Raw genomic sequence first — 12,566 nt, 5'->3', positions numbered from 1 at the left:
GGAAAGACCTCATCAAGGTATTAATGGCAAAAGACCTATCGATATGATCTCCTTAAACAACAAATAATAACCTGCTATTTTGTCTCCGAATTACTAAACCCTTACAATTGCGAGGTACGAAGCAATCGCACGGAAGCACAGCCGCCCTGTATAGCATGCGATTGCCACGTCGCGCCTGAGCTCAGCCCTGCGTTTCGCTCCTCGCAATGACATGGCGTTGATTTACTACTTGTTCAATTTATCCCCTTCTTTAATTACAGCCTGGTTCACCTCCCTAACCCTTTCGATGTCCATTTTTTCGACGGCCCTGTCGTAGGTTAAAACGCCGTTTACTTCGTGTTCAACGTCGGTAGTTTGGGTGTATATGGCAACGCTTAAGCCTTTATATTTCATTAGCTGCTCTACTTCATCCAGCAAAAAAACATAACGATCGGTAAGCCGGGCTTTAGTTGGTTCGTAATCGTAGGCATTATTATGAACCGGCCACATATGGCCGCGCACAAACAGGCCAACGCCGCCAAACTCGCCCAATGAAGCGGCCCGGTGACCGTCAGGAACAGAAGCACCGTATGGGCCAACATAAATGTGCGTATCTACATAATCGCCATTGCCCGGATCGCCGTAAGGTTTCTGATAATCGGGATTATTGTTAAAGCCTGAGTTTCCGTTAACCAGTCGCGACGGATCATATTGCTTAACCCAGTTGGTGATGTTTTTTACATCAAAGGCACCCCAATTTTCATTAAAAGGTACCCAGGTAATAATGGAGGGCGAATTATAATGATCGTCAATGATGGCTTTTAACTCCTGCCGGTAAACCTTCCTGTTTTGTGTGGTATCTTCATTTTGGTACCATATGGCAGGCATATCCTGCCAAACCAGCAGCCCCATTTTATCGGCCCAGTAGTAAAAGCGCTGAGGTTCGGTTTTCATATGTTTACGGATCAGGTTATAGCCCGCCTTTTTAGTGTATTCTATATCGAATTTAAGGGCCTCTTCTGTTGGCGCGGTTAAAATTCCATCGGGCCAGTAACCCTGGTCAAGCAGGCCAAGCTGCATGATAAATTTGCCATTGATAAGCGGCCTTATTACACCGTTAAGTTTACCCAGCTTAATATCCCGCATACCGAAATAACTTTTAACCTCATCGGCCTCGCTGCCATCGGCATTATAAAGGGTAAGCTTCAGATCATATAAAAAAGGAGCCTCGGGCGACCATAGAACAGGGTTATCTATTGGCAGATAAAAATATGATCCGCCAACCGCGCTAACCTGCGAAACATCCTGGCCATTGTTTAATGCAACCGCCTTGATCTTACCGGCACCTACAGCATTAACAAACACCTTTAAGCGCTTGCCTTCCGGATCGGGCAGCAGACGAATGTTTTTGATGTATGATTTGCTCACAGGCTCCAGCCAAACGGTTTGCCATATGCCCGATGAAAAAGTATAATCGCCGCGTGGTCCGTTTTTACCCGATGGCGTTTTGCCATCATTTAAATCCTGGGCGGCAACGATAATGGTATTGCTGCCTTTTTTAAGATAGGGTGAAATGTTAAAACTGAATGAGTCGTACCCACCCGAATGAGATCCTGCCTTTTTTCCGTTCACAAAAATGGTGGCATCATGATCAACCGCACCGAAATGAATAATAACCTGTTTGTTTTGCCATTTTGCCGGGACTTCAAAACTTCGGCGGTACCACATATTGATCTCCTGCTTGCGCTGTACACCGGACAGCACTGACTCAGGACAATAAGGCACCAGTATTTTATCCGGCTTGCTCTCAAACGATGCAGGCGTTTCGGGGTTCAAAGCATTGGGGGCATCTTTACCACCGCGGTAATCCCAATGGCTGTTAAGGCAAAGCCAGTCGTTACGCTGCAGCTGCGGCCGTGGGTATTCGGATAATGGAATCCCGGCCTGCATGGCGGTATTCGTCCACTGTGTGGGGAGCTTAGCTTCCTGGGCAGGTGCAATGAAGCTGCATACAATCAATGCTGAAATCAGGGCTATCGCTTTGTTGTAAAAGTTCATAAGTGTGAGATGTTATAATTGATGAGGTTATGCTGCCCAAATTAGGGAATTGATAACTGTTATCATAACATTTTATTGGGGATAGATTAATGCAGCCCTTTAATTAAAGGGCTATTCCAAAAAGCGTCATTGCGAGGTACGAAGCAATCCCCTACAGGCAGGGCAGCTATGCAAGTTTCCCTGTATAGTTAGGGATTGCTTCGTGCCTTATAATGACGTGATTGTAAGTTGTTGATTATTAAGTATTAAGCGTGTTTTTTTAATCAATTTTTATAATATGGGCGTTGCCTGCGGCCCGGGCTTTCCGTTGCAAGTCCTCGCCTTTCCTGCCCGCAATCCCTACACACGCTGTGGGCTTTACACTGCAATCCCTAACGCTGCCCCGCGCACCATCGCTAAAATATATTTTATACGTCATCACATTTTTTTCAGGTTCCCTGATGGTTACTCGCAATGACGATTCTATATGTTTTGCCACTACCCCTTAACATATACCGGCAACTCCTCAATAAACTGATATGTGCATTTCTCGTGATCGATAGTACAGTAGTAATGCTGCAGTCCGTTGCTTACCGCAAGCAGGGAAACTTTATGCACCATATTGTACCGGGCTATCTGGTCGAAGGTTTTTTGATCGATAGTTATTGATGGGGCTTTGCATTCCACCATTAAAATACGCTGTCCGGCCGGGTTAAACACCACGATATCGGTGCGTTTTTGCAGGGTGTTAAGTTTGAGCCCGCCTTCCAGTTTGATCAACGACCTGGGATAGTTTTTTTGTTTGATAAGATATTGTACAAAATGCTGACGCACCCACTCTTCGGGCGTAATAATGATGGTTTTCTTACGGATCTCATCAAAAAGGGTCAGTGTGCCGTTATCGTCGCTTATTTTAAAAGGGTATGGGGGCAGGTTAAGCGGTTGGAGCATTTTTCAATTAGGAGTAAACAATAAGTAATGTTACGAACAAAGAACATTGGCCCGCTCAATTGCCGCGGGAGGGCTGTTACTTTTGTCTTGATACAAAAGTAACCAAAAAATCAAGTCAGCAGAGAGGTTTCTTTGCCGCACAGTCCCCTGCTGCAAAACAGGCAGAACCACGGCTGCTAAATTTTGCCCACCCTTATGCCTCCTCTGCCGCAAAATTCGCTGATGCCTTTGCCATCACACAAGGCCATCATTGTTCTGCCTGTTTTCACCCGAAACTTTTCTGCTGACAAAAAATAAGATGATTTCCGTTACCTAATCCCCTCTAAATAAAAATACATTCCACTTTTGGCTCAGTACTTAGTACTTTTGACTGCTAAGAATATGACTGCTGCCGAGATATTAAAGGACCTTAAGAACCGTAAGTTTAAACCGCTGTACCTGCTGCATGGCGAGGAGCCTTATTTTATCGACCTGGTAAGCAATTACGTTGAGCATCATGTGCTGCCTGAACATGAACGCGGCTTTAACCAAACTGTGGTATACGGCAAGGATACCGATATCATGACCGTGCTCAACGCCGCCAAGCGTTACCCCATGATGGCCGATTACCAGGTGGTACTGGTAAAAGAAGCGCAGGACATGAAATGGGGCAAGGACGAGGACAATAAAAAAAGCATCGACCCGGTACTCAGTTATCTCGAAAATCCGCTGCCAAGCACCATCCTTGTTTTTTGCTACAAATACGGCAAGTTTGATAAGCGCAAGAAAACCTACAAAGCCATTGAAAAAAAAGGGCTTATCTTTGAATCGGCCACTTTGTATGACAATAAGGTACCGGCCTGGGTTGAAGGCTATGTAAGCGAAAAGGGCTATAAAATGAACCAGCAGGGATCGGCCATGATTGCCGAATATCTGGGCAACGACCTTTCCAAGATTGCCAACGAGCTTGAAAAGCTGATGTTAAACGTTAGCGCCGGACAGGAAATAACCCTGAAACATATCCAGGATAATATCGGTATCAGCAAGGAATATAATGTGTTTGAGCTGCAAACCGCGCTTACCAAAAAAGACGCCTACAAGGTAAACCAGATCATCAATTACTTTGAGGCCAACCCCAAATCAAACCCCATTGTGCTGGTGTTGGGCAACCTGAATAACTTTTTCAGCAAGGTGCTGGTATATCATTACGTAAAGGATAAAACCCCGCAAAACCTTGCGCGCGAAATGGGTGTGAACCCGTATTTTTTAAAAGATTATGAGCAGGCCGCCCGTAACTACCCGCTTGGTAAAATTTTTCAGGTGATCAGCTATCTGCGCGAGTACGATTTGAAAAGCAAGGGTGTTGAATCAAACGCCCCCCATGGCGAGCTCATGAAGGAGCTGATGTTTAAGATTTTACATTGATACAAATTTTCCTTTAGCCGTTATGAACCTATCATCACAATCAAAAGCCAGTGTGGCATCCAACCTTATCCGCGTTTCGGCAGTTTTGTACCTGGTTTATTATTACCTGAACGGGGGAAGGTCGGCTACTTTTGATCTTGCTTTAGCTACCTGTATTGCCCTGGGTATTTTACTTGCCCTGGCCCTTCTTATCAGGCAGGGTTATAAATGGACCAAATGGGTATTACTGGTTTTATTGATCTTAACCATAACGCCCGACCTTATAAGGCTTCCTTTTACCTTCAGAACAAACATTTATGCAGGTTGCATCGCCATAATAATCGACCTGTTACAAATAGGCGCGCTTATTTTGCTTTTTAAGCCTGATAAAGAGGAGCCGGTTGCTGAGGATGTTGAATAGTTAGTGATTATTTATTAAGAGGTACCCGGCTTACGATAGTAAACATGATGCCGCCAATGGTGACAATAGCCCATAAAAAATATAAAGATTTTTTCAGGTCATTTATTTCCCTGTCCTCTTTCAATACTAATGCCCTGAAGGGCTGTGAAAAAAGTATCAGTACAATCATCAGAAAAACAAAGATGAATGATATGAGCGAATAATTTGCGGCGCGATAAACCCCTCCTTTTATAAAGCCGGTCAATAAAGGAATATTCCAGCCTGCTAAGAACGCTATTATTGCAGCAGTTTTAAATGGTATTTTACCCTGTCCCTGCATTTTCTTAACCTGGTAGTATTGAACCTGATCATTCGGAGTTTTATTAAAGAATCCCGTTGCTTTTATGTTTTCAATGATGCTATGGTAAGGCATACTTGCTGTAAACACAACTTTTTTAGGGTATGACGGAACATTATGGATAATCCTGATACCTTCGCCGCCGATTGAAGATGCATATTCAATCTGAACGATATCATCGGCGTTAAAAAATAATTGGCCAAATATGCCAAGATTTATCTTAAGTACCGATGCATCAACTTTTAAAGTCGCCAAAGGTTTAGAGGTTTTGGCGTTACCAATATAAGCACCTCCGTTAATCGAAAACTCGTTCATTTTATTGTGATAGGTTGTTTAGTCCGGCAGTAAAGATATTATAAAACAGGATACTCAAATAGCCTCCCAAATCATTTCCAATAAATTAAATTCCGTAACATTTTTGTTAAGTGTAGCGTTGGTTAGTGTTTGACCGTACCTGTTGCTTTATTCATGAAAACTTCATTTTTGACCAATAAATGCAGGTTTTTAGCCTGACTTTCCGTCTCCTGGCCTTCCATGTAATTGATTATTTACAATGTAACAAAATTAATCAGCCGATTAATTTCCTAAGTTCACTTATCCTAAGCAATATGTTAAGCTGATCAATAAGACATACTAAATAAAAATTAAGGTCATGATACTTTTATTTTGCGGATTATCGGGTGCGGGAAAAACTACTTTAGCAAAAAGTGTAGCCGCCGAATTAACAAGCCTGGGGATTAAAATTGAGATTATTGATGGTGATGAATACCGGGCAGCGCTTTGCCGGGATCTGGGCTTTAGCAAAGAAGACCGGAACGAAAACATCCGTCGCTTGGGTTTTGTAGCCAGCCGCTTTAGTGCACAGGGCATTGTTACTATTGTTAGCGCTATAAATCCGTATGATGATATCAGGCAGGAGCTTGCCGAAAAATATGAGCATGTAAGCATTGTGCATGTTGATTGCCCGGTTAACAAGCTTATAAGCCGCGATACCAAAGGCCTGTACAAAAGGGCATTGCTGCCCGAGGGCCATCCTGATAAACTGACTAACCTGACAGGTATTAACGATAGGTTTGATATCCCTGTTAATCCCGACCTGTATATTGATACCTGCAACTATACCATACAACAAAGTACCTCTTCACTGCTCTATTATATTATAAACAACCTGCATCCTGTTAAAAAGCAGACCAATAAAATACCAAGTTATTCCTGATAAAGAAAGGACGCTTATAACTGATTTATGCAAAAAAGAGTACTGATCATTACCGGAATGCACCGTTCCGGCACCTCGCTTATTACCCAATGGTTAAGTAAATGCGGCCTGCAAACAGGTGAGAAACTGGTGCCTGGTGGCAATGGTAACGTTGAAGGGCATTTTGAAGATATCGAATTTTTAAAAATGCATGAAGAGATCCTTGCCGACCATGACCTGCCCAAAACAGGGCTTACGGTTGGGCACGTGGCCCAGTTCACCATTTATGAAAAGGAGAAGCTTAAAAGCGTCATTAAAGTTAAACAGCAATTGTACGATCAATGGGGATGGAAAGACCCGCGGACCTGCCTGTTTCTGGATGTGTACAAAGAACTGCTGCCCGATGCCTGTTACCTTGTTATCCTGCGCGATTACCGATCGGTAGTGAGCTCGCTTTTACGGCGCGAATTTAAGTTTGTGGATAACAAATATATGGCGCGTAAATATTTTTCGAGACTGGTATGGATGAAATTCAGACGGGCCCGCCGTATGGTGCAGTTTTATAATGATCATGCTACCGAGTATCTGAAGGTTTGGATCGCTTATAACCTGGATATCCTGAAATGTATTGAAACACTCCCCCGTGATGCTTTTGTAGTGGTCAATTATTCGATGCTGAAGGATGAGGATGAACAGGTTTTTGAATACCTGAAAAACAAATGGAACTTAGCGTTAAAGTATTCAAGGTTCAGGGATATTTTTAAAGAACATCTTATTGGCCCCGATGTAGCGTTTGAGCAATATATCAAAGATAAGGGCCTCATACCGCAGGCCTTAGCCTTACAAGGCAAGCTTAAAGAATACATGCTTGCTGATTAACTGCTAAAAATCTTTGCATTTTATTATACACTTTGATGGAAAAAGTAAACAGATACATGTGTAACAATGTGTAAAAACAGTTCAATTTGCTATACAATCGTTATTATTGTTTGATAATGAGCTGATTATTTCTTCAAATTAGTTTTACGCAACATTTTTAAGTACCAGGTAAGGTGCTTATTTAATCAAGGTAAAACCAGGGAGGAGGATATGAAAGCTAAGTTTTTTTGCTACTTGCCCTACAGAGTAGTTACAGGGCTTTTGATTATCATGTGCCTGCATTCGCCGGGCTTTTCACAAGCGGGCAAAGTGGGATCGCTGGTGTATTTAAAGGCCCGCAATGGCATTGGCGGATTTAGCCTGGGCAACTACCTTACCGGTGAGCAGGTACAGGGTTTAACGTACCTTGAAGGTGAGGGCAGCAAGCCCGACGCCGATAGCTGTGTCACCTATGAATATCATCCCGATAAGCAGCTGGAGCTGGAAGGCGGGCTAACCGCAAGCCATATATGTTTGCGTACTTACCAAAATAAATTAGTGAACATTTATGTTTTCTTTAACCGCGACCAGGGATATAAGATGCTCAGTAAGTTTTTGCACTGGTACGGCACGTTCACTGCAAAGCCAAATGATTACCAGGATGTTTATTTGTGGGAATCGCGTACGGTAAAACTCATGCTGAGTTACCACCCCGATGATGAAGAGGGGATAGCTATATATACCTCTGTTGCTTTAACCAATGCTATAAACGCAAGGAATGCCAAGAGATTGGCGCAATTGTTAACGAGTAATGATAAATAATTAAATTTCTTATTACCCCTACATTACCACTCCAAGCCATAATTTCAGTGTAACAATGCCCTCTATAACCAGCAATGCATTTTAGTTTACGCTCCCTTTTTTACATTTTTACGCTACAATAAATTATACCGTACAAATGCAACATTGGTTAGTTAAGAGTGAGCCCTTTAAATACAGCTGGGAAAAATTTAATAAGGATGGTCGTACTTTTTGGGATGGTGTGCGCAATTACCAGGCGCGCAATAACCTGAGGGAAATGAAAGAGGGCGACCTTGTATTATTTTACCACAGCAACGAGGGAAAAGAGATAGTAGGCATAGCCAAAGTAGTGAAAGAGGCTTACCAGGACCCCACAACCGATGATACCAATTGGGTAGTTGTTGACCTGGCACCGGTTGAAGCCCTGAAGACCCCGGTAACCCTTGAGCAAATCAAGGCCGATCCTAAATTGCAGGATATTGGCCTGGTAAGGCAGGGACGCCTGTCGGTAATGGGAGTAAAGCGCGAAGAGTTTGATTACATCTTAGCCTTAGGCAGTAAATGAGATCAATAAGCATCTGCCTTAGCCGTTTTGTTAAACCAGGCCTGACCGCCGCTTTATTTGCATTGCCCGGTCTGGTGAAAGCCCAGGATGCTTTTAAGGAATTTCCTGATTTGTTTACTGTTCCTGAAAGCTACGTTGTAAAGCATGTAAAGCAAGCGCCTGTAATTGATGGCGATGTGGAAGATGCCGTATGGCAGCAAGCCAAATGGACTCAGGATTTCCAGGATATAGAGGGCCGCCTTAAACCGCAGCCTCCGTTACAAACCAATATTAAAATGCTTTGGGACGATAGCTGCCTGTATGTAGCTGCCCGGATCAAAGATCCGCATGTTTGGGCCACACTTACCCATCATGATGATATTGTTTACCGCGACAATGATTTTGAGCTGTTTATCGACCCCAATAACAGCACGCATAAATATTTTGAAATTGAGGTAAATGCCCTCAACACCATTTTCGATCTGTTTTTAACCAAACCCTACCGTAACAACGGCGCTGCGGTAACCGGTTGGGATACGCATGGCTTACGTTCGGCAGTAAAGGTTCAGGGTACCTTGAATGACCCTTCGGATACAGATAAAGGCTGGACGGTTGAAATGGCTATTCCCTTCAAAGCTATAGCCGGCGGTTTTAACCGGGCTGTGATAAAGAATGGCACCATGTGGCGCATCAATTTTTCGCGTGTGGAGTATGATACTAAGGTGCAGAATGGCAAATATGTAAAGCTGCAGGATAATGCAGGGCGTGATTTGCCGGAGCATAACTGGGTATGGAGCAACCAGGGGCTTATTAATATGCATTACCCCGAGCGCTGGGGCTACCTGCTGTTCAGTGATCATGAGGCCGGTGATGTAATATTTGAAATGCCTTATGCCGAAGAGCAAAAGAAATACCTGTGGCTGGTTTATTATAAGCAAAAGCAATGGTATAAAGATCACCATGAATACCTTGCCCAGTTAAGCAAATTAGGTATTGAAACTAAGGTTAATATAAACGGTAATGATAACGAACTGAAACTGGAAGCAACCACACACCAGTTTATGCTCTACATTACTGATAGCAAAACCAAAGCTACCTATACAATTGACCAGGATGGCCTGGTGCAGCAACAGATAATCCCTAAAACTCCATGAATAAGCGCGAATTTTTAAAGGCCGGTTTACTGGCTGGCGTGGCCGCCCAGCTGCCATTAGTAAGCAATGCCGCCGTTGAAGCTGCCAAAATCAGCAAGAAAAAGGCTATGAAAAACTGGGTATGGATCAATCCTAACCAGAAAGATACCGACGATGAGCTTGCTACCCGTTACGCGGACTATAAAGCATCGGGCATAACAGGTATATTTTTCGAGAATGACAGCGAACGCCACTTTCGCGCTGCCAAAGCTAAAGGACTGGAAGCTCACCGCTGGATGTGGACTTTTAACCGTGCCGAACTGGTGAGCGAAAAGCCCGAATGGTACAGCAAAAACCGCAAAGGCGAATCATGTGCCGATCATCCGCCTTATGTACAGTACTATCGCTGGCTATGCCCGTCGCGCCCTGAAGTGCAGGAGTATTTGACCAAAACTGTTGATGATATTTTGGCTAAAGATTATATCGACGGCATCCACCTGGATTATGTGCGTTATTGCGATGTGATCCTCCCTGTAAACCTTTGGGACCATTACAAGCTTGATCAAACCAAGGAACTGCCCGAATATGACTTTTGCTACTGCGATGTTTGCAAAGCCAAATTCAAGGAAGAATATAATCTCGATCTTGATCAGATCCAATACCCTGAAGCAAGCCTTTCATGGCGCTTGTTCAGGTATAATAATATAACCCGTGTCGTTAATGGCATCTCGGCCGTGGCCCATCAGCATAAAAAACAAATAACCGCGGCTGTATTCCCTACGCCCGAAGTAGCCCGCCGTAACGTAAGACAGGATTGGACAAACTGGAACATGGACGGTATTTGCCCCATGATATATCATGGTTTTTACAAGGAAGGTGTAAGCTGGATAGGTAATGCCGTGGCCGAAGGCGTCCATTTCCTGGCCGGAAGGTTTCCGTTGTATGCAGGCTTGTATTTGTCCGATTTTAAAAGTGACGATGAGATCCGTACCGGCATTCAGGTGGCGCTTAAAAACGGTGCAATGGGTGTATCCTTTTTCGGTAATGTAAGGCCGGAAGTACTGGCGATATTGAAAGAAGAAGCAGCGGCGTTTAAGGCGTAAAACTGTCTTCTGTTTCTCCATCACGTCATTGCGAGGTACGAAGCAATCCCCGATTAGCAGAGCGGCTGTTTTGGTTACTCTGTATAGTTTGGGATTGCTTCGTACCTCGCAATGACGATTTTATATATACTCTTTTTTATAATAAACAACCATGAACTACAGAAACTTTAAAGGTACCCAAATAGCCGAAGTAGGCCTGGGTACCTGGCAGTTAGGCAGTGCCGACTGGGGAAACGTGAACGAGGAAGATGCCTTTAATATATTAACTGCCTATACCAATGCAGGCGGTAATTTTATTGATACTGCCGATGTATATGGCATGGGCGTAAGCGAAACCGTTATTGGTAAGTTTTTAAAAACTATTGATAAACAGGTTTATGTAGCCACCAAACTGGGCAGGCGGGGGGACGAGCCTAACGGCTGGCCGCAAAATTTTACTTATGATGCCATGAAGCGCCATGCTGAGGATTCATTAAAGCATTTGGACATACCAACGCTTTTCCTGGAGCAGTTGCATTGTATCCCTACCGGAGAGATGCGTTCGGGTAAGGTGTTTGATAACCTGCGCAAGTTGCAGGCAGAGGGGCTGATAACTCATTTCGGCGCCAGTGTTGAAACTTCTGAAGAGGCATTGATCTGTCTTGAGCAGGAAGGTTTGGCGTCGTTACAGATCATATTTAACCTGTTCAGGCAGCATGTGGCCGACGAGGTATTTGCCAAAGCCGAAGAAAAGGGTGTTGCCTTGATTATCCGGGTGCCCTTGGCAAGCGGTTTACTAAGCGGCAGGTTTGATGAGCAAAGCACATTTGCCCAAAGCGATCATCGTAACTACAACGCCAACGGCGAAAAATTCAACACCGGCGAAACGTTTTCGGGCATCGAGTTTAAAGAAGGAGTGAGGTTGGCTAACAAAATAAAAAATATCCTGCCAGCCGGTAATATGTCCCAACAGGCCATCCGCTGGATCCTTGATCATCCGGAGGTTACTACGGTTATTCCCGGCGCATCCAAAACAACCCAGGTTTTCAGTAATGTTGAAGCATCTGCGTTAGCACCATTATCGCCGGTTGTACATGGCGAGTTAAGGGAATTATATGATGCGGAGATATTTGATAAAATAAGGGGGAGTTTTTAGTGTTTTTACTTCCCTAAGTCACCCCTCGTCATTGCGAGGAACGAAGCAATCCCCAAGATGCAGAGCGGCTATACAAGTTTCTCTGTACAGTTCGCGATTGCTTCGTACCTCGCAATGACGTGGTTGAGACGGAAATAGCAACAATGGTAAAGTAACAAACCTTTCGCCTTTAACCTTTTTCCTTTCGCCTTAAAAAAGCTTATCCCCGCATTTTGTCCAATAGATCGCTTAGGGTTGCGGCTTCGTCTTCGGTGAGGTTATTGCTGAGTACTTCTTTAGTTTTAAACTCAGCATCCATTTTTGAAAGGGTTGCAAGTCCTTCATCGCTGATCCGAATATCTACTGCCCGCCTGTCTTTATTATTGGTGCAGCGCGAAACCAGGCCTTTTTGAACAAGGCGGTCAACAATGCGTGAGGCATCCGACATTTTATCGATCATCCGCTCTTTTAACAAATTTATAGTAGCGGGTTTGGGGTATTGGCCACGCAAAATCCTTAATATATTGAACTGCTGCTGGGTAATATTATGTTTATCAAAATGGCAACGAAAATAGTTAGCCAGCCAACCTTGCGTGTAAGCCACGTTGATGACCGCTTTGTGGTAGTTGTCCTCAAAATTGGTACTTTGTATTTCGTCTTCTATCCGCATAGTAGTAATAATGAATGGATTACAAATATGTTTAAATATT

At 43.8% G+C, this 12,566-nt stretch carries 13 protein-coding genes; 9 read left to right on the top strand and 4 right to left on the bottom strand.

All coding sequences use genetic code 11. The annotated features are described in order from the left end of the window. Positions 1-225 precede the first annotated feature (225 nt). Together ACFFGT_RS26295 and ACFFGT_RS26290 are read right to left on the bottom strand one after the other, a co-directional pair. A complete protein-coding gene (locus tag ACFFGT_RS26295; RefSeq protein WP_377025488.1) occupies positions 226-2,037 on the bottom strand; it encodes a glycoside hydrolase family 2 protein in 1,812 nt (603 codons plus the stop codon). Between the two features lie 477 nt (positions 2,038-2,514). Continuing rightward, positions 2,515-2,967 (bottom strand): type I restriction enzyme HsdR N-terminal domain-containing protein, encoded by a 453-nt coding sequence (locus ACFFGT_RS26290; RefSeq protein ID WP_377025487.1) that lies wholly within the window; start codon positions 2,965-2,967, stop codon positions 2,515-2,517. 381 nt (positions 2,968-3,348) lie between these two features. On the opposite strand from ACFFGT_RS26290, the gene holA reads away from it, so the two are divergent. Both holA and ACFFGT_RS26280 read left to right on the top strand, forming a co-directional pair. Then, entirely contained in the window at positions 3,349-4,371 is a 1,023-nt protein-coding gene (gene holA, locus ACFFGT_RS26285; RefSeq protein ID WP_377025489.1) for a DNA polymerase III subunit delta, read from the top strand. A gap of 22 nt (positions 4,372-4,393) precedes the next feature. Further along, positions 4,394-4,771 carry a hypothetical protein gene (locus tag ACFFGT_RS26280; protein ID WP_377025486.1) on the top strand — a complete coding sequence of 126 codons (378 nt, stop codon included), beginning with the start codon at positions 4,394-4,396 and terminating at the stop codon, positions 4,769-4,771. Between the two features lie 7 nt (positions 4,772-4,778). Here the strand turns inward: ACFFGT_RS26280 and ACFFGT_RS26275 are convergent, their stop codons facing one another. Next, on the bottom strand, positions 4,779-5,423 hold the full coding sequence (locus ACFFGT_RS26275) for a hypothetical protein (RefSeq protein WP_377025485.1): 645 nt from the start codon (positions 5,421-5,423) through the stop codon (positions 4,779-4,781). 337 nt (positions 5,424-5,760) lie between these two features. On the opposite strand from ACFFGT_RS26275, the gene cysC reads away from it, so the two are divergent. The 7 genes from cysC to ACFFGT_RS26240 all read left to right on the top strand — a co-directional run bounded on the left by cysC (position 5,761) and on the right by ACFFGT_RS26240 (position 11,877). Next, positions 5,761-6,324 (top strand): adenylyl-sulfate kinase, encoded by a 564-nt coding sequence (gene cysC / locus ACFFGT_RS26270; protein ID WP_377025484.1) that lies wholly within the window; start codon positions 5,761-5,763, stop codon positions 6,322-6,324. A gap of 27 nt (positions 6,325-6,351) precedes the next feature. After that, entirely contained in the window at positions 6,352-7,182 is an 831-nt protein-coding gene (locus ACFFGT_RS26265; RefSeq protein ID WP_377025483.1) for a sulfotransferase, read from the top strand. Between the two features lie 210 nt (positions 7,183-7,392). Continuing rightward, positions 7,393-7,983, top strand: coding sequence for a hypothetical protein (locus tag ACFFGT_RS26260; RefSeq protein ID WP_377025482.1), 591 nt, complete (start codon positions 7,393-7,395; stop codon positions 7,981-7,983). A 136-nt stretch (positions 7,984-8,119) separates the two neighbouring features. Beyond that, positions 8,120-8,527 (top strand): EVE domain-containing protein, encoded by a 408-nt coding sequence (locus tag ACFFGT_RS26255; protein ID WP_090528071.1) that lies wholly within the window; start codon positions 8,120-8,122, stop codon positions 8,525-8,527. Further along, positions 8,524-9,660: a carbohydrate-binding family 9-like protein gene (locus ACFFGT_RS26250; RefSeq protein WP_377025481.1), complete on the top strand. Its 1,137-nt coding sequence runs from the start codon at positions 8,524-8,526 to the stop codon at positions 9,658-9,660. The genes ACFFGT_RS26255 and ACFFGT_RS26250 overlap by 4 nt, the downstream gene beginning before the upstream one ends. After that, positions 9,657-10,742 (top strand): family 10 glycosylhydrolase, encoded by a 1,086-nt coding sequence (locus tag ACFFGT_RS26245; RefSeq protein ID WP_377025480.1) that lies wholly within the window; start codon positions 9,657-9,659, stop codon positions 10,740-10,742. The genes ACFFGT_RS26250 and ACFFGT_RS26245 overlap by 4 nt, the downstream gene beginning before the upstream one ends. A gap of 151 nt (positions 10,743-10,893) precedes the next feature. Continuing rightward, the gene (locus ACFFGT_RS26240; protein WP_377025479.1) at positions 10,894-11,877 is read left to right on the top strand and encodes an aldo/keto reductase; all 984 of its coding nucleotides are present in this window, start codon (positions 10,894-10,896) and stop codon (positions 11,875-11,877) included. Between the two features lie 199 nt (positions 11,878-12,076). On the opposite strand, the gene ACFFGT_RS26235 is transcribed toward ACFFGT_RS26240, so the two are convergent. After that, positions 12,077-12,526: a MarR family winged helix-turn-helix transcriptional regulator gene (locus ACFFGT_RS26235; protein WP_377025478.1), complete on the bottom strand. Its 450-nt coding sequence runs from the start codon at positions 12,524-12,526 to the stop codon at positions 12,077-12,079. Positions 12,527-12,566 lie beyond the last annotated feature (40 nt).

This window comes from Mucilaginibacter angelicae (assembly GCF_042434235.1).
GTDB lineage: Bacteria > Bacteroidota > Bacteroidia > Sphingobacteriales > Sphingobacteriaceae > Mucilaginibacter > Mucilaginibacter angelicae.
Note: the sequence above shows the minus strand (reverse complement) of the source record. Positions and strands in the feature narration are given on the sequence as shown.